Source organism: Pelagibacterium sp., from assembly GCF_048264985.1.
Lineage (GTDB): Bacteria > Pseudomonadota > Alphaproteobacteria > Rhizobiales > Devosiaceae > Pelagibacterium.
Genome location: NZ_JBLXCL010000006.1, coordinates 84,397 through 102,541, shown reverse-complemented (window position 1 = coordinate 102,541; position 18,145 = coordinate 84,397). Strand labels below are relative to the sequence as shown.

15 protein-coding genes and 2 tRNA genes are annotated in these 18,145 nt (G+C 58.9%); 8 read left to right on the top strand and 9 right to left on the bottom strand.

All coding sequences use genetic code 11. From position 1 onward, the window contains the following. The first annotated feature begins 2 nt into the window (after positions 1–2). Positions 3–578: a metallophosphoesterase family protein gene (locus ACN0TA_RS14990; protein ID WP_417584359.1), complete on the top strand. Its 576-nt coding sequence runs from the start codon at positions 3–5 to the stop codon at positions 576–578. 386 nt (positions 579–964) lie between these two features. Here ACN0TA_RS14990 and ACN0TA_RS14985 read toward each other — a convergent pair whose 3' ends face one another. Beyond that, positions 965–1,087: a hypothetical protein gene (locus tag ACN0TA_RS14985; protein WP_417584357.1), complete on the bottom strand. Its 123-nt coding sequence runs from the start codon at positions 1,085–1,087 to the stop codon at positions 965–967. Between the two features lie 145 nt (positions 1,088–1,232). Here ACN0TA_RS14985 and ACN0TA_RS14980 point away from each other — a divergent pair, with 145 nt between their 5' ends. After that, entirely contained in the window at positions 1,233–1,496 is a 264-nt protein-coding gene (locus ACN0TA_RS14980) for a hypothetical protein (RefSeq protein WP_417584355.1), read from the top strand. A 74-nt stretch (positions 1,497–1,570) separates the two neighbouring features. Here the strand turns inward: ACN0TA_RS14980 and ACN0TA_RS14975 are convergent, their stop codons facing one another. The 4 genes from ACN0TA_RS14975 to cpdR form a co-directional block, all read right to left on the bottom strand. Beyond that, entirely contained in the window at positions 1,571–2,185 is a 615-nt protein-coding gene (locus tag ACN0TA_RS14975; RefSeq protein ID WP_417584353.1) for an endonuclease, read from the bottom strand. 223 nt (positions 2,186–2,408) lie between these two features. Then, a tRNA-Val gene (locus ACN0TA_RS14970) sits at positions 2,409–2,483 on the bottom strand. A gap of 212 nt (positions 2,484–2,695) precedes the next feature. Then, positions 2,696–2,770, bottom strand: a tRNA-Val gene (locus ACN0TA_RS14965). 138 nt (positions 2,771–2,908) lie between these two features. Next, entirely contained in the window at positions 2,909–3,280 is a 372-nt protein-coding gene (gene cpdR / locus ACN0TA_RS14960) for a cell cycle two-component system response regulator CpdR (RefSeq protein ID WP_014131860.1), read from the bottom strand. Between the two features lie 244 nt (positions 3,281–3,524). Here cpdR and ACN0TA_RS14955 point away from each other — a divergent pair, with 244 nt between their 5' ends. Next, complete coding sequence (locus ACN0TA_RS14955; RefSeq protein ID WP_417584350.1) at positions 3,525–4,445, top strand: N-formylglutamate amidohydrolase; 921 nt, start codon at positions 3,525–3,527, stop codon at positions 4,443–4,445. 277 nt (positions 4,446–4,722) lie between these two features. Next, positions 4,723–5,544 (top strand): histidinol-phosphatase, encoded by an 822-nt coding sequence (gene hisN / locus ACN0TA_RS14950; protein WP_417584348.1) that lies wholly within the window; start codon positions 4,723–4,725, stop codon positions 5,542–5,544. Positions 5,545–5,635: 91 nt separating this feature from the next. On the opposite strand, the gene ACN0TA_RS14945 is transcribed toward hisN, so the two are convergent. After that, the gene (locus ACN0TA_RS14945; RefSeq protein ID WP_417584346.1) at positions 5,636–6,604 is read right to left on the bottom strand and encodes an alpha/beta fold hydrolase; all 969 of its coding nucleotides are present in this window, start codon (positions 6,602–6,604) and stop codon (positions 5,636–5,638) included. 362 nt (positions 6,605–6,966) lie between these two features. Between ACN0TA_RS14945 and ACN0TA_RS14940 the strand changes: the two genes are divergently transcribed. The 4 genes from ACN0TA_RS14940 (at position 6,967) to ACN0TA_RS14925 (ending at position 14,631) form a co-directional block, all read left to right on the top strand. Further along, a complete protein-coding gene (locus tag ACN0TA_RS14940) occupies positions 6,967–7,419 on the top strand; it encodes an Hsp20 family protein (protein ID WP_417584344.1) in 453 nt (150 codons plus the stop codon). Between the two features lie 124 nt (positions 7,420–7,543). Then, complete coding sequence (gene dps / locus ACN0TA_RS14935; RefSeq protein ID WP_417584342.1) at positions 7,544–8,023, top strand: DNA starvation/stationary phase protection protein Dps; 480 nt, start codon at positions 7,544–7,546, stop codon at positions 8,021–8,023. A 461-nt stretch (positions 8,024–8,484) separates the two neighbouring features. Beyond that, positions 8,485–13,194 carry a glutamate synthase large subunit gene (gene gltB, locus ACN0TA_RS14930; RefSeq protein WP_417584340.1) on the top strand — a complete coding sequence of 1,570 codons (4,710 nt, stop codon included), beginning with the start codon at positions 8,485–8,487 and terminating at the stop codon, positions 13,192–13,194. 12 nt (positions 13,195–13,206) lie between these two features. Next, on the top strand, positions 13,207–14,631 hold the full coding sequence (locus ACN0TA_RS14925) for a glutamate synthase subunit beta (RefSeq protein ID WP_417584338.1): 1,425 nt from the start codon (positions 13,207–13,209) through the stop codon (positions 14,629–14,631). Positions 14,632–14,687: 56 nt separating this feature from the next. Here ACN0TA_RS14925 and ACN0TA_RS14920 read toward each other — a convergent pair whose 3' ends face one another. The 3 genes from ACN0TA_RS14920 to galE are packed head-to-tail and all read right to left on the bottom strand — an operon-like array spanning position 14,688 to position 18,103. After that, positions 14,688–15,860, bottom strand: coding sequence for a DUF459 domain-containing protein (locus ACN0TA_RS14920; protein ID WP_417584336.1), 1,173 nt, complete (start codon positions 15,858–15,860; stop codon positions 14,688–14,690). 48 nt (positions 15,861–15,908) lie between these two features. Continuing rightward, positions 15,909–17,153, bottom strand: coding sequence for a lytic murein transglycosylase (locus tag ACN0TA_RS14915; RefSeq protein WP_417584334.1), 1,245 nt, complete (start codon positions 17,151–17,153; stop codon positions 15,909–15,911). Next, positions 17,105–18,103, bottom strand: coding sequence for a UDP-glucose 4-epimerase GalE (galE, locus tag ACN0TA_RS14910; protein ID WP_417584332.1), 999 nt, complete (start codon positions 18,101–18,103; stop codon positions 17,105–17,107). The genes ACN0TA_RS14915 and galE overlap by 49 nt, the downstream gene beginning before the upstream one ends. Positions 18,104–18,145 lie beyond the last annotated feature (42 nt).

The window sequence follows — 18,145 nt, the reverse complement described above, 5'->3', positions numbered from 1 at the left end:
TGATGTCGAGTACCTTTTTCACCGCAGACACCCATTTCGGTCACCGCTCGGTCTTGTCGATGTGCAACCGCCCCTTCGCTAACATCGATGATCACGACCGTGTCATGATCGAAAACTGGAACGCCGTCGTGCGACCGGGCGACACCATCTATCACCTTGGCGATTTCGCGTACCGGTGTGGTCCCCAACAGACGCGGACGGTTTTCGACCAGCTCAACGGCGAGAAGCACTTGGTTGTCGGAAATCATGACTTCAGGAACGAGACCCAGCACCTGCCATGGGCCAGCATCAACGAGCTGATCGAGGTTGAGGTCGAGGGCACGACGTTCGTCTTGTGTCATTATGGCCTGCGCAGCTGGCGGAACATGCGCCGGGGTGCCGTAAACCTCTTTGGGCATTCTCACGGACGGCTGCCGGGTACGAACCAGTGCATCGACGTTGGCGTCGACAATGTCGGCTACGTGCCTGTCGACGCCCAAACGATCCGTGCGCGGCTCGCAGAATTGCCGCAGCTTATCTTTCTCGACTATACCGACGACGAGCCCGCAATGATGCTGCCGACCAGCGCAAATGTATGATTTCGTACCCTTCCGCTGGTTTACCCACCGGGGCGTTGAATCGGGCTTGAGCGGCAAAACGGGGTTTACCCAGCTTTCCGCTTTTTTCCACCCTCGATGACAATTAATGCTCCGACTGCAGGCGGTAGATCCGGTGGCCTGGGGGCACCCTCGAGATCCGGAAAATAGAGGCCGCACCCCTTGCGATATTTTTGCGGCTTGAAATGCTCGCCGGCCCACGGACAATCGCCCGCGAGCAGCAATCTCATGCGCTCGACACCACATTCCGCGCCGTATTTCTCCGCGATGCGAGCAAGCCGGAATGCGCCGCGGCGACTGCAGTATGAGCAACTGACGCGGACAATTATCCACGGCCAATCGACGATGAATTCCGGCTTCGGACGCATTCATTTCGGCTGCTGAAAGATGATCGTATCGTCATCTGAGCGCCGAACCATTTCGTATGGAATGGAAAGCCGATACTCACCGTTTTCGCCGTAGATCGAGAACTCGAATCCCAGCTCAAACATCGCCCACGCTTCCTCCGCACTCAGTTTCACATCGGCTGGATCGCGACCTTCCAAACGTGTCGAAAAGCGGACTATGACGAATCTTCTTGCTCAATGTTCCGCTTTTGTTCTTATATGACTGAGGTGAGAATGGAGTCCAGATGGCATGGAAAAACGTGAACAGCTGAGCAAAGGGCCGCAAAAACTGATTGTGGCTTGGGCATTTCAGATCGATGACGATGGAGAGCTACAACCCGCATTCGATCCTCGAGAAATGAGATCAGAAGAGCAAGCTATCACTGCTGCGGCAGGGTATTTTGGCTCATACGATGGCGCGATTGCATGGGTCAGAGATGCCCAACCCGACATCGGCGAATACGGAGAAGCAAGGGTCATTTTCCAGGCTGGATTGGTCCCGGACCTAGAGTAGAGCTGAGAGTGAAAGGCCCAGTGAGAGCGCGAGACCGATGACACCGCACGCGAGCAATATGCGAACGGTCCAGCTCACGGGCAATCGAGCCACGAATTGATCGTGCCCTGCAGCTCGAGTATGACTGCTGCACGCGCACACTCGAGTTCAGTCGTCGGATACCTTTGATGCCAGTCCAGCGCCGTTTCGAGCTGCGTGATCGGAAGCTGGCCCCCATAGGTGTCCCGGACATGGAGTAGCGTCCGTGCGATCATCCCTTTGACTTCGTCTCGGGGTTCGACGAGTCCGTCCAGAGCGATGTCGCCCATGATCTGCTCGCCGCGTGACCGGAATGCGCATTCGCCACCGCGCCAGTCGTCGGCGGCCACGAGATCGGCGAACGCGCGATTGCCCCGTGCCGAATTCACGCTGTGTTCCGCCGGCCATAGATTGTGGAGGTCGTTATCGAAGACCCGATAAGCTGGATCGTTGTCGCAGTCCTCGCAACCCAGCGTCGTTCTCATCCAGCTTGAGGGGTACACGTGCTCGACCGAGTACGTGTCCGTCTCCAGCAGCTCGGCCACATCTGCCTCACAGTAAAGCGAGGGGCCTAAGGGAGCGAGGGTCGACCAGAATGCCGATTTCACCGCAGGATCGACGGCAAACGCCGGTGTCGAGAGCAGGACGAAAATGAGTGTGAGGATGCGCATGGGGCAACTATGCTGCATTCGCCGTCGGACGCAAGGATCGCAACCTTGATTCCGCGCCCGGCGTCCCAACGGCGTCCCAGCGCCCAGAATTGACTGGGACGCCCAGACAGGCGATTCCAAAACTTCCGCATTTCCGGGGGTTTGGATGGTGCCGGCAGCAGGACTTGAACCCGCGACCCTCTGATTACAAATCAGATGCATGCAACAGAGCGAGACTGGAGGATGGTGGGAGTAACTGGGATTGAACCAGTGACCCTTCGCGTGTGAAGCGAATGCTCTCCCGCTGAGCTATACTCCCATCCGGCGCTCTATTCGTACCAAAGTTCGTACCAGGTCGAAGCAAACCTGTTTATTTTCAATGTCTTAGCACACTACCAGCATTGCCGTGTGAAGGCAGTGCTCTCCCGCTGAGCTATACACCCGCTTGGCCTATCCGTCCCAAACATGCGACGGTGCCCGAAAATACGCCTTGTCATATAAGGCTGTCCCGGCTGGCCGGGGGAGAAAGAATGGTGGGCGTAACTGGGATTGAACCAGTGACCCCTACGATGTCAACGTAGTGCTCTCCCGCTGAGCTATACGCCCACTCTTTCTTTAAGCAGCGTTCCGCCAATGGCGAAGCGCAGGGCGGATACACCACAAAACGCCGGTGGTGGTCAATAGGTTTTTGCCGTTATTTGAAGCTCTTGTGACGCAACCTGCCTGCCAGAAACAAACGCGGCGCTAGGCCGCCAGCAACCGCTCCACTTCTCCTACCAGCTCGCGCAGATGGAAAGGCTTGGAAAGCACCGATGCACCCTTGGGCGCTTCACTGTCGGGGTTGAGCGCCACGGCGGCAAACCCGGTAATGAACATCACTTTGAGATCCGGGTCGAGTTCGGTGGCGCGCCGTGCCAGCTCGATCCCGTCCATTTCCGGCATCACGATATCGGACAGCAACAGCGTGAAAGGCTCCTCACGCAACCGCTCGTAAGCCGACTTGCCATTGTCGAACGCAACGACATCATAGCCGGCATTCTTGAGGGCACGGGTGAGAAACCGACGCATATCGGCGTCGTCCTCGGCCAGCAAAATCCGGTTCAACGATTGGCTCATGAAAGGTCCCAGTATCTTTTTCCCAGCTGCAGCTGGCGTGATTCGCATGTTTTACGAAAGCTTGGCCCCGTGCAACAGTCACATTCACCTCATCCCGGTTCCCTTTTGTGGACAAGTGCGCGCCGGCGTTGCAAACTTAAGCTTAAAGGTGCGTTCGGACCGGCAGTTGTTTGCTTGCAGGTCCGGATGCACCTTAGAGTGAAATCGATTTCGATCGCGTCCTTGATGGAGAACGCGGGAAAGCTTGAGCGGCGGGATCGGTCGTGCCATCGAGAGGTTGGGCGTGCAATCAGACTATTTCGATAGACCCGCTTTTGAAACCGTCCGCCCCCGGCGCCAGGTGGCGCCCATAATCGTCAATTCCTCTCATTCGGGCCGCGATTATCCAAAGCGCTTTCTCAAGCTGTCCCGCCTCAATGAAATGGCGATCCGTCAGTCCGAGGACGCCTGGGTCGACGAAATCTTCACGCGCGCGCCCCATATGGGCCTGCCGCTGCTGCGCGCCAATTTCCCGCGCGCCTATCTCGACGTCAATCGCGAGCCGTATGAGCTGGACCCCAAAATGTTTCGCGAGCGACTGCCCGAACACTTCAATACGAGCTCGCCCCGCATTGCCGCAGGCCTGGGCACAATCGCGCGCATCGTCTCAGAAAATCGCCCGATCTATCGCGAGCCGCTGGCGCTTGAAGACGCACTGATGCGGATCGAGGGCATCTACAAGCCGTACCACAAGACCTTGCAGTCCCTTCTGAGCGAAACGCTTGGGCATTTCGGGGTGGCAGTGCTTGTCGACTGCCATTCAATGCCGCGCCTCAGTCGCGGCAATGATCGCACATCACCAGATGTCGTCTTGGGCGATCGCTATGGCACCACCTGCGCGCCGGTGCTTATCGACACTGTAGAAGCCGTGTTTGCCGGAGCCGGCCTGAAGGTAGCGCGAAATCGCCCTTATGCGGGTGGTCACACGACAAGAGCATACGGCCGACCGCAATATGGTATTCATGCCATTCAGATAGAGTTTTCGCGCCACCTCTATATGCATGAATTGACCCTGCAAAAGCATCGGGGCTTTTCGGTCATGCAAAAGCTGGCAGAAACGCTCCTTGCAACACTTGTGCGGTTCGACGCGGTCTCTTTGGCGCGCACGCAACTGGCCGCCGAATAAATCAACAAATCTCTGGGGAGGAAAAGAGTGGGCCGCGCTGGGCGGCCCAAGTCAAGGGAGGAAACATTGGCAGTTCATTGAAATCGGCCGGGCCGAAAGAACTACCAATCCATCATGCAATATTGTGATTGAACCTTTTTTCACCGAAGCGCAAGTGTTCCGGGCCGTTTGTGTATGCAATCGGCAAGCGCTGTTGCAAAAAGGAATCACTTCTGTAAACCCCTTGTTAACAAAGCCAACTCCGGGCAATCGCCCTGCCATTCCCGCAAGATTTTGGATGTCCATGACAATTTCGCCATCAGTCGGCCTGACCAATCGCGCCATTGCCGAAACCCTGATCGCCGGCGCGGACGCCGCGCGTCCTTCGACCCTGGGGCGCTTCCGCACGCAACTTGCTGTGGATAACAAGTTCGAGGTGGGCTTTGATCCGGTCACCGAAGCAGACCGGGAGGCCGAAACACGTATTCGCGAGATCATAGCCCGGAGTTTCCCCGATCATGGCATCATCGGAGAGGAATGGGACGCCAAGGCCACAGCAACAGCGTTCAATTGGATTATCGATCCCATCGACGGCACCCGGGCGTTTATTTCCGGCGTACCGGTCTGGGGAACCCTGATCGGGCTGACCCACGAGGGCAAAGCCATCGCCGGGCTGATGGAGCAGCCGTTTTCAGGTGAGCGCTGGCTGGCTGTTGGCGGCAATCTCGAACATACCCGTAACGGCACACCCCAGCCCGCAGCGGCAAGCACCGTCACAATGCTCTCGCAAGCACGCACCAGCACCACCAGCCCGGATATGTTTCGCGGGCCCCACCTTTCCGCCTGGACAGCCCTGAGCAATCGCGTGCTTCAGGTCCGATACGGGCTCGATTGCTACGCCTATTGTCTATTGGCATCGGGTCATATCGACCTGGTGGTCGAAGCAGGTCTCAAGGACGTCGATATCGCGCCCCTCATCCCCATAATTGAAGCCTCTGGCGGCGTGGTTACCACCTGGGATGGGAGACGCGCCGAACAGGGCGGCACCTGCGTGGCAGCCGCAACTCCAGAGTTGCACGAAGCGGCCCTGCGGACCTTACGAGAGGCGATGACGGACTGACCGCAGGCTTCGTATAGATCCATGCCGATTTCAGCGCCGCTGCCCCTGAAACCGCTACGGGGTAGCGCCACGTTCTGACGCGGCGCACTGACTAACCCGTCTGTTCGGTTACGAACGCATCGAACGCGGCGAAGATCTGGGCGCGGATCGCGTCGCTCTCCATGAACAGTTCATGACGCGCACCCGGTATAATTACGTGATGCCCGGCACGCATCCGCAGCCCAAGCGCTTCAGTGGCGCTCGTGTCAACAATCTGATCGAGAGCCGCTGCACAGATAAACACTGGGATCTTGAGCTGGGCCGGAAAATTGTCCCCGTTGGCTTGGCGCATTGCTGCAAGCGACGAACCGACCCAACCCACAGTGGGTAAACCGATGACCAGATCGGGTCGCGCCCTGAGGAGTTCGACGCTGCGCATGTAGCGCGCCTTATCCGAGGTCAATGGGTTGCTTTCGAATCCCGCGTCTGTCTGCGCCTTGTCCTCGCTGCGCCCCAGCGGCACTGCGGACAACCCCATAAACCGCGCTGCATCGACAAGCCGAGATGACCATTTGAGCGAAAATGGCAATCCGGGCAGGCTGACCATTGGCGAGGACAGAAACACTCTGTCGAACATCAGCCGGTCGCGGGTCGCTGCCAATAGCCCCACCAGCCCACCGGTTGAATGACCGACGAGATAATAGGGCGGCGGGCAATCGGGCAGAACGATCATCCTGTGAAAATCGTGGAGATCAGTCCAGTAATCGTCAAAATTTTCGACATGGCCGAGGCTGTGGTTGCCGATCAGCCTGTCCGATCCGCCCTGTCCGCGCAGATCGAACGTTGCAACCGTAAAGCCGCGCTTCTGGAAGTCGGCGACAGTCTCGAAGTACTTTTCGATGAATTCGGTCCGCCCCTGCACCAGAACGACAGTGCCGCGCGATGCTTCACCCTGTTTGGGAAAGATGCCGTATCGCAAACGGACATTGTCGCTTGTCGAGAAAAAGCCCGACCGCGCGCCAGAAGGTATGGGATTTGTATCGAGATGGACAAAATCATGTCCGTTGGATGTCGCGTCCATATGCACCGGTTGCCTGCTGATGGTGGGCTGCACAATAGCGATGCGTGTCAAATGAGGCGAGAAGAATGCGCAGACGCCGTTGCGGGGGGCGGTGAACGGCGCCTGCGCTTCTGTAATGACACCGTCTCCGGCATCACATGCGCCCTTCTAGCTCACCCCACCTGAACGCACTCCGAGTAGCCCGTTCATATTCAATTCAGGCACCCGTTGACCCACCTCTTGAACAGCAAAATGCCTGTTCCTATCTCTGTGCTGTCCGCCGGATGACCCGGGGACGCCGCTGGAATCCGCTCGCCTCTATAGGGAGCCTCGAGCCGGCAGCACTGCGCAACGTTCTTGCTACACTCAGGAGAACACCGAAAATGCAACGTCTTGATTTTTCACCATTCTACCGCTCCACAGTTGGCTTTGACCGCCTGTTTTCGCGTCTCGATACCTTGGTCGCTGAAGATGCCAAGACCTATCCGCCCTACAACATAGAGCGCACAGGTGACGACACATATCGCGTGACCATTGCGGTTGCTGGCTTTTCGTCGGGCGACATTGCCATCGAAACCAAGGAAAACAGCCTGCAGATTAAAGGCTCACGCGCTTCGGGCTCTGCCGAAAAGCGCGAATTCTTGCATCGCGGCATTGCAGAGCGCGCCTTCGAGCTGCGCTTCCAGCTTGCCGACCATGTCGAGGTTTCGGGCGCTTCGCTCGAAAACGGCTTGCTCCATATCGATCTCAAGCGTGAATTGCCCGAGTCCAAGCGACCACGCCAGATCGAAATTTCAGGCGCGAACCAGACCATCGAAGACAAGACCGTCAACTAATAGACGCTTTTGCCGATACTGATGGAGGCGCGACTGCGGTCGCGCCTTTGTTTTGAACTGCGGAACTTCACCGGTGCTATCGGTGTTGAACCGGCACCAGTTTTCAGCTGAAGGATTTTCAAACATGGCTACTCCCTCAATTTCTCTTGGGAAGGATGGCAACGCGCGCAAGGTTGTTATCGATATTCTCAATGCTCGTCTCGCCGATGCCATCGATTTGGCTCTGATCACCAAGCAGGCTCACTGGAATCTCAAGGGTCCCGATTTTATCGCAGTCCATGAAATGCTCGACCCGATGCGCGCCAGCATCGACACCCATGTCGATGTCATTGCCGAACGCATCGCCCAGCTCGATGGTGTCGCACTTGGCACATCCCGGATCGTTGCCGAGCAGACATTGCTCGATGCCTACCCGACCGACATTTCCAAGACCAGGGACCACCTGACCGAGCTGGCCAAGCGCTATGCAAAGCTCGCCAACCAGGTGCGCGAGGACATCGATGCCACAGACGAAGCGGGCGATGCCGACGCAGCGGACATTCTCACAGCCTTTTCGCGTGACCTCGATAAGAACCTTTGGTTTATCAAATCCCACCTCGAATAGGTCCGGCTCACAATCGGAGAGAATCGGGCGCTCCAATAAGGAGCGCCCTTTTCATTTTAGGCTGCCCATCCTAAATTCAGCGCTGTGCGCTTGCCGCTGCGCAAAAAATCTGCCAGTGTCGCGCAAATTTTAGGGCAGCATTGCTGTCCATTATTGACAAATGACAGGCGATCCTTCACACACTGTTTGTGCTAAGGACACACCTGGCATAAATTCCGCAGCATCATCCGTCTCCCGGACAGATCTGCATCGCCGGTCAAAGCCCGCCCGTCAAAGAGGAGGAGCGGCCCGGCGGAACCCAACAGGGGTTCATTTGAGCGGCCATTTGGATGCAGCGCCGCTCCATTGTAAACAACCGGTCTGCTCACCCGAGCCGTACATTGATCCTTGTACGACCCGCACGAGCGACCTGCACGGACGGTGAATGGCAACTTTCCGTTAACTTTGGCGAGGACCAGACTATGGGCGAATTGGACAAGCATTTGATCGCAGCTCCAGCACTTCCCGATACCCCTGCGACCAAACGCAATGCCGCCCAGGGCCTTTATGATCCGGCCAATGAGCATGACGCCTGCGGCATCGGCATGATTGCCAACATCAAGAACGCCAAGAGCCATGAGGTCGTGCAGAAGGGTCTCGAAATTCTCGAGAATCTGGAACATCGCGGCGCGGTCGGCGCCGACCCGCTCATGGGCGACGGTGCCGGTATTCTGGTTCAAATTCCGCACGCATTCTTCGACAAGGTTACCGACTTCGACCTGCCCGGCGCCGGCCAGTACGCGCCGATCATGATCTTTTATCCCAATGACGGATTGCGCGACCGCTGCGCCGATCTGGTGCGCAAGACGATCGCTGCCGAAGGACTGGAGATTCTTGGCGAGCGTGTGGTTCCGTTCGACAATTCGGCGCTGTCCGAGGGCGTGATCGACACCCAGCCCATAATCGAACAGATGTTTGTCGCCCGCCCAGCCGCGCTTGACGATATCGACGCATTCGAGCGCAAACTGCTGATCACCCGCAAAGTGATCTCCAACACAATCTATGGCGAAATCCCCGAAGTTCAGGGCGATAACGGCTTTTACATCGTCTCGATGTCAGCGCGGACCATCGTTTACAAAGGCATGTTCCTGGCCGATCAGCTCGGCAAGTTCTATCCCGATCTTCATGACGAGCAGTTCGAAAGCGCCATCGCACTCGTTCACCAGCGCTTCTCAACAAACACCTTCCCGTCCTGGAAGCTGGCCCATCCGTATCGGATGACAATCCACAATGGCGAGATCAACACGATCCGCGGCAACGTCAACTGGATGGCGGCGCGTCAGGCCTCGGTGGCCTCACCCAAGTTCGGCGAGGACATCACCAAGATCTGGCCGATCTCCTATGAGGGTCAGTCCGATACTGCGTGTTTCGACAACGCCCTCGAATTCCTTGTGCGTGGCGGCTATTCGCTGCCCCATGCAGCGATGATGCTTATCCCTGAAGCCTGGGCAGGCAATTCGCTTATGGATGAGGAGCGTCGCGCATTTTACGAATACCACGCAGCGCTGATGGAACCCTGGGACGGCCCCGCGGCGATGTCGCTGTCCGATGGCCGCTATGTGGTGGCAACACTGGACCGGAACGGCCTGCGCCCTGCACGTTATCTCGTGACCAAGGAAGGCCACGTGGTCCTCGCTTCAGAATCGGGTGTTCTGGACATTCCCGACGAAGACGTCGTCGAACGCTGGCGCCTGCAGCCGGGCCGTATGCTGTTTATCGATCTCGAAGAAGGTCGCATCGTTTCCGACGATGAGATCAAGAAGGCACTGTCGGGCAAGAACCCATACGCCTCTTGGCTGGCAAAAACCCAGATCGTTCTCGAAGACCTGCCCGAAGCCGAGCCCAAGGCGCCGGCAACGACCGAGAGCCTTCTCGATCGCCTGCAGGCCTTCGGCTACACCCAGGAAGACATCAAGATCCTCATGGCCCCCATGGCGACTACGGGCCAGGAAGCCGTCGGTTCAATGGGCACCGATACGCCGCTTTCGGCGCTCTCGGACAAGCCCAAGCTCCTTTACACCTATTTCAAGCAGAACTTTGCGCAGGTCACCAATCCGCCCATCGATCCGATCCGCGAAGAATCGGTGATGAGCCTGGTTTCATTCATCGGCCCGCGCCCGAATCTCTTCGATCTTGAAGGTCTTTCGACAACCAAGCGGCTCGAAGTGCGCCAGCCCGTACTGACCAACGAGGATCTCGAAAAGATCCGCGCGCTTGGCGACATGGCAGACAACCAGTTTCATACCGCGACCCTCGACATCACCTACGATGCCGCCAAGGGTACCGCGGGCATGGAAGCGGCACTCGATGCGCTTTGCGAGCGCGCAGAAGCCGCTGTCCGCAACGGCTACAACATCATCATCCTCTCAGATCGTCTGGTCGCAGCGAACCGCATCGACATCCCGGCGCTGCTAGCCACCGCCGCCGTGCATCATCATCTGATCCGCAAGGGCCTGCGCACCTCCTCGGGCCTGGTCGTCGAAACCGGTGAGGCCCGCGAAGTTCATCACTTTGCCGTTCTGGCCGGTTATGGTGCCGAAGCGATCAACCCCTACCTTGCCTTCGAGGCGCTCGCCGCACTTCATGCCGAAGGCGAGTTCCCCGCCGAAGTCGATGCCAGCGAAGTCATCTACCGCTACATCAAATCGGTTGGTAAGGGCTTGCTCAAGATCATGTCCAAGATGGGCATCTCGACATATCAATCGTATTGCGGCGCGCAGATCTTTGACGCCGTTGGCCTTTCGAGCGAGTTCGTGAAACGCTTCTTCTTTGGGACGGCGACGTCAATTGAAGGTGTCGGACTTGCGGAAGTAGCCGAGGAAACCCTGCGCCGTCACACGCTTGCCTTCTCCGACGATGCAGTGTTGCGCAAAAGCCTGGAAGTGGGCGGCGAATACGCCTACCGCATGCGCGGCGAAGCTCACGCCTGGGGTCCCAATACCATTGCCGATCTCCAGCATGCAGTGCGGACCAGGGACGAAACGCCTGAGGGCGCACAAGCGCGCTACGAAGCTTTTGCCCGTTCAGCAAATGGCGAGAATGCCGAGCATCTGACCATCCGTTCGCTGTTCGAAATCAAGCCACTGGGCGAGGCCATAGATGTTTCCGAGGTTGAGCCGGCCGAAGCCATAGTCCAGCGTTTTGCAACCGGCGCCATGAGCTTTGGCTCGATCTCGCGCGAGGCCCACACAACGCTTGCCATGGCCATGAACAAGATCGGCGGCAAGTCCAACACCGGTGAAGGCGGGGAAGATCCCGAACGCTTCAAGCCCCTGCCCGACGGGGCGATGAACCCGCAACGCTCTGCCATCAAGCAGATCGCTTCGGGCCGGTTTGGCGTCACGACCGAGTATCTGGTCAACGCCGACATGCTCCAGATCAAGGTTGCCCAGGGCGCCAAGCCCGGCGAGGGCGGCCAGCTCCCCGGCCATAAGGTCGATTGGGTCGTCGCCAAAACGCGCCATTCAACCCCCGGCGTTGGCCTGATTTCCCCTCCACCGCACCATGACATCTATTCGATCGAAGATCTGGCCCAGCTCATCTACGATCTGAAGAACGTCAATCCTGAAGCCGACGTGTCCGTCAAGCTCGTCTCCGAAGTCGGCGTGGGCACAGTTGCCGCCGGCGTTGCCAAGGCGCGGGCCGACCACATTACGATTTCAGGATATGATGGGGGTACAGGCGCCGCACCTTTGACCTCGCTAAAGCACGCGGGCGGCCCCTGGGAAATCGGCCTTGCCGAGACCCACCAGACCCTCGTTCTCAATCGCCTGCGCTCGCGGGTGGCTTTGCAGGTTGATGGCGGCTTCCGCACCGGTCGTGACGTCCTGATCGGCGCCCTTCTCGGTGCCGATGAATACGGGTTTGCCACAGCGCCGCTGATCGCTGCGGGCTGCATCATGATGCGCAAATGTCACCTCAATACATGCCCGGTCGGAATCGCGACCCAGGATCCCGTCCTGCGTAAGCGCTTCAAGGGCACGCCCGAGCACGTCATCAACTATTTCTTCTTTGTCGCCGAAGAGCTGCGCAAGCTGCTCGCCCAAATGGGTGCACGCACGCTCAACGAGGTTATCGGGCGCTCCGACCTGCTCGATCAGACACGGCTTGACGACCACTGGAAGGCCAGGGGCCTCGACTTTGCAAAGCTGTTCTACAAGCCCGAGCCCGCGGGTGGGGATTCGATCCATCATACCGAATTCCAGAACCATCACCTCGAAGCCGTTCTCGACCGAGAATTGATCGCCAAGGCCCGTACGGCCATCGATACCAAAGAGCCGGTCCAGTTCGAAATGCCGATCCGCTCGCTCAATCGATCTGCGGGCGCCATGCTCTCGGGCGAAGTCGCCAAGGCCCATGGCCACAAGGGTCTGGCCGAAGACACCATCTCGGTCACCCTGCGCGGCACTGCCGGCCAGAGCTTTGGCGCGTTTCTGGCCAAGGGCATCAGCTTCGATCTGATCGGGGATGCCAACGATTATGTCGGCAAGGGCCTTTCCGGCGGCCGCATTGTCATCCGCCCCTCAGAAAAGGCTACGATCGTGCCCGAGGAATCGATGATCGTAGGCAACACAGTGCTCTACGGGGCAATCGAGGGCGAGTGCTACTTCCGCGGCGTGGCCGGCGAACGCTTCGCCGTCCGCAATTCGGGCGCCATCGCGGTTGTCGAAGGCACCGGCGATCACGGCTGCGAATACATGACCGGCGGTGTCGTCGTCGTCATCGGCAAGACTGGGCGCAACTTTGCCGCCGGCATGTCCGGTGGCGTGGCTTACGTGCTCGACGATGACGAAACCTTCCGCTCACGCTGCAACCTCGCCATGGTCGATCTCGAGCCGGTGGTTGAGGAAGAAGAGCTCATGCGCAAGATCCATCACCATGGTGGCGACCTCGAATGGCACGGCCGCGTCGACGTTTCCGGCGACATGACACGCCATGACGACGAACGCCTGTTCCAGCTCATTTCCAATCACCTGCACTACACAGGTTCATCGCGCGCCAAGCTGATCCTGGACAATTGGGAGGAATACCGTCCCAAATTCGTCAAGATCATGCCTGTCGAATACCGCCGGGCGATGCAGGAAATGGAAGATTTGCGCACGGGTCGCGCGCGCCCCACAGCAGCACAATGAAGGAGAAAGCCCATGGGTAAGGTAACAGGCTTTCTTGAAATAGATCGCCAGGAACAGCGCTACGAGCCCGCCTCGGATCGCGTCAGGCACCATCACGAGTTCACAATCCCGCTCACCGAGCCGGAAGTTAAAAACCAGGCAGCGCGCTGCATGGATTGCGGCATCCCCTATTGCCACGGCGATACGGGCTGCCCCGTCCACAATCAGATCCCGGACTGGAATGACCTTGTTTACCAGGACGATTGGGAAGAAGCTTCACGCAACCTCCATTCGACCAACAATTTCCCCGAGTTTACCGGCCGGATCTGCCCCGCCCCGTGCGAGGAAGCCTGCACCCTCAATCTCGAGGACACCCCTGTTGCCATCAAGACTGTCGAACAGGCGATTGCCGACAAGGCTATCCGTGGTGGATGGGTTCGCCCTCAGATCGCCGACAAGAAGACCGGCAAGAAGATCGCCATCGTCGGCGCTGGTCCTGCCGGTCTGGCTGCTGCACAGCAGCTTGCCCGTGTCGGCCACGAAGTTCACCTTTTCGAGCGTGAACCCAAGCCCGGCGGCCTGCTGCGCTACGGCATTCCCGACTTCAAGATGGAAAAGGGCCATATCGACTTCCGTCAGGCCCAGATGGAGGCCGAAGGCGTTATCTTCCATTTCGGCGAGAACATCGGCGTCACCCGCCAAATGGCCGAATTGCGGGCCGACCATGACGCAGTGCTGCTCTGCGGCGGCTCGGAGTTCCCGCGCCATCCCGGCTGCGAAGGCACCGAATTTGCTGGCGTTCACTACGCAATGCCCTATCTCGTGCAGCAGAACCGCCGCAATGGCGGCGAAGCAGTCACCGACGAGCCCATCCTCGCCGCCGGCAAGAATGTTGTGGTGATCGGTGGCGGCGATACGGCTTCAGATTGCGTGGGCACGGCTTTTCGTCAGGGTGCGGTCTCTGTCACCCAGCTCGATATTCGCCCGCGTCCGCCCGAAAAGGAAGACAAGCTCACCTCATGGCCCAACTGGGCCGTCAAGATGCGCACATCGTCCTCGCAGGCCGAAGGCGCCAATCGCGAGTTCCAGGCCGGGACCGTCGAGATCGTTTCGGACGAACGCGGTCACGTTTTCGGCGTGAAATGCGCCCGTGTCGGCACCGACCGCAAGCCGATCGAAGGCAGCGACTTCATTCTGCCAGCCGAACTGGTGCTGATGGCCATTGGATTTGCCCATCCCATCCACGAGGGCATGCTCGAACAGCTCGGCGCCAAGTTCGACAAGCGCGGCAATTTGTTTGCCGATACATTCAGTTACAAGACCACTGTCGATGGGGTTTACGCCGCCGGCGACATGCGTCGCGGACAGTCTCTTGTCGTCTGGGCCATCCGCGAAGGCCGGCAGGCAGCCCGCGCCATCGATCTCGACCTCATGGGCGAAACCGCACTTCCCCGCTAGGCTGTCGATGCGCCAAATTTTTGAGTAAAGCCCCGGTCTCGCACCGGGGCTTTGGTTTATCGCCCGCCGGGATTTTCGACCCCGCCCTTGCCCAGCCCGAACGCATCCACTCTACCGACAGGCGCTTCGAGCATATCCTCGATATCAAAGCTGCGGGTTCCGGCTGTCGCTGCCCCGGCGAAAATGAGATCGCTTGCCCGCTCGGCTGCGCCGCTGAGGTCCTGCACGAAGCTCGCCATTTCAAGCAAACGCATCTGTTCCAGCCCCTGATAGGGCGGCCGGATCATCTGCGCGGCATCGGTCCCTGCCAAAAGGTCAGCCACTTCAGATGTACTGCCCGACATGCTGACCCGTCCGCCAGTGGTGCCGCCCAGCGCTCGGTCGATATAGAAGGCCAGCTTGTCGGCCCCTGCTGCCGAGAAATGGATGCCATCGCCCTTGCGCATTTCGACGATATTGCCGTTGAGATCAGGCCCATCCGCACTATAGGTGCCATCCTCTCCCAGATAGCGGTCATAGGTCTCGACCCAAACCCCACTCGCAGCGCCGACTGCGGCCTTGTGGATCGAGGAAATCTGCGCCATTGCAGCGCCATAACTTGGTTGCTGCATCGGGGGCAGTTCGAGCCAGATGACCTGCTTGCCCGCTGCGCCCAGATCGGCGAGAAACGCATCGAGCCGCGCGCGGTACGCAGTGCGCCAAGGGTCCGAGAGCGCATCGGCGCCATTGAGCGCCTGGCGGTCGTTGATCCCGATTGCCACAACTGCAACATCGAAACTGTCGGCGATCACCTCGTCCTCGATCGCCGCGTTCCAGTCATAGAAATCGTTACGCACGAACCCCGAAGAGCCTACAGCCTGTTCGTCAACGACGACCTCGGGATTTTCAGCATAGAGCCGCTCAAGCGCCCGGGCGAGATCGACAGCAAGCGAATCTCCGAACACGGCCACCCGGCGAGCGTTTTGCGATTTTTCCACCTCGGGTTCTGCGGCGGCTGGTGCAGGCTGCGGCTGAGTGCGGGGTGCGGGCTGGGCCTGGGGGCGTGGCTGGGACGTCACCGGTGCCGTTGGCTGAGCCGGGGGCTGTGCCTGCTGGTTGTCATCGCCCGAGCCGAAGAGCACTTCAAACAGCGTACGGGTGCTGCGCTCCTGCGCGAAAGCGCTGCCAATCGGCAGCGCCAACGCGCACCCCAACGCCAAACTCACAATTATCGCGCGCCACACAGTCATTGTTGGATTCTAGTCCAAAATGGTGCGCCCTCAAAGCGCCACCAAAAGCTATTGAACAGCATCGGCCAGCAGTCCATGCGCATCGCGCGTGACAAACCCGTCAGCCACCAGTCCGGCCCCCGCCTGAAAGCGGGCATAGGCACTCTGGGTCACCGGCCCAATATTGCCGTCAATAACGCCGCGATAATACCCAAGGCGTGCAAGCATCGTCTGGATGTCGATGCGTTGCTGACGATTGGGAAACTGCGCGCCGAGCGGCCACGGTGTCACAAATGGTCCGCTCCCCTTGAGCCTGTCAGTGAGATGAGCGACGGCCATAGCGTAGGAATCGGAAAAATTGTAGCCCTTGAACACAAGATAGTTCCGCGTCATCAGGAATTTCGGCCCACCCGCCCCGGCCGGAACATAGAGAAACACTTCGGTTTCCATATCGGAGAAATCCCGTCCGGCAACGCGCACGACGCCCCGTTCGGCAAAAAACCGTATGGGGCGAAATGTCTCCCTGTCGGCCAACAGATAGTCGAAACCATCGGGAACGTGAACCTCAAATCCCCAATCGAGACCTGGGCGATAGCCAAGTCCGCGCAAATAGTTCGCCGATGATGCCAACGCATCGGCAAGCGACGCATGGGGGTCGACAACGCCATCCCCATCGCCGTCCTGGCCGTATTGGAGGTAGGCTGTGGGGATGAGTTGCAAATGTCCCAATGCCCCCGCCCAGGAGCCAACGAGACCGTCTGCCGAGCCGCGCGATTGCGCGATGCGGAGGGCCGCGATCAGCTCAGCTTCGTCCTCGGCAACCCGGCCACGTCGCTGGTGAGCCAAACTCGCAAGCGACGGAATGACAGGCTTGATGAGCGCGCCATTGGACAGCACCGCACCGTAATCGGATTCCATGCCCCAGATCGCAGCAAGAACATAGGGATCGACGCCATAAGCTTGTCCGATCGCGCTCAGCAATCCGCTGTTGGCCGACACTGCCGATTGTCCTCGAGCAATCCGGTTCGATCCGATACGGGTATCGAGATAGTCCCAGATCGGGGTCACGAATTCGGGTTGCCCTGAGATCAGCGACGCAATCGATGGGTCGGGCTGTACCGGACCCATAACAGCACGGTAAAAATCGCGCTGCACGCCACTGGTGACGGCGACAGTTTCCATCCGGTCCTTGAAGGCAGCAAAACTTTCGATCGGCTGCGCCGCTGCCAAACCGGCAAAACCGAACCAGACGCAAAGCCCGCCAATCAGAGAATGGATGGCCGATCGTTGCGTGTGTCGAGGTATTTTTCCCATTTGTAGGCCATCTCCACGATTCCGGCGAGGTCGTCATGCCTGGGCACCCAGCCCAGCGCCTTGATCCTGTCCGCACCCGCCACGATCGAAGCCGGATCGCCGGCCCGACGCGGGCCATGCTCAATAGGAAAATCGATGCCTGTAACCGATTTGACAGTTGAAATTACCTCATCGACCGAAAATCCACGTCCATAGCCGCAATTGACGGTCGTGCTTTCCCCGCCTCCACGCAGGTGGTCAAGCAACAGACCGTGCGCGGCAACAAGATCGGCCACATGGATGTAATCGCGAACGCAGGTTCCGTCCGGCGTCGCATAGTCATCGCCAAACACGCTCATTTTTTCCCGGTGTCCTAGCGCTGTCTGTACCGCAACCTTGATCAGATGGGTGGCCCCGGCGGTGGACTGCCCCGAGCGCATCTGCGGGTCTGCGCCCGCGACATTGAAATAGCGCAATACGCCATATGTCATGGGATGTGCAGCGGCGACATCGGCCAGCATCCATTCGCTCATCAGCTTCGAGCGGCCATAGGGCGAGACGGGCGACAGGATCGCATCCTCACCGACCGGTTCAAGCCCCACCATGCCATAGACTGCCGCAGTCGAAGAGAAGATGAAATGCTTGACCCCGCCGGCCACGGCGGACTCGATCAGGTCGCGGGTGCAAGCTGTGTTGTTCTTGTAGTACTTCAGCGGATTCTCGACGGATTCCGGCACAACGATCGAACCGGCGAAATGGATAATTGCGTCGATGTCGTTTTCGGCAATGACCCTTGCGACCAGCGCCGCATCGGCGACATTGCCTTCGACAAGTTTCACCCGGTGATCAACAAGCCAGGGGAAACCCGTGGTCAGATTGTCGATGACAATGACGTCTTCGCCAGCATCTGCTAGATGGAGCACCATGTGCGACCCGATATAGCCCGCACCGCCCGTGACCAGAATAGCCATAATTTTCCTTAATCCGATATTCGTCCCCGCATGCGCGCGAGC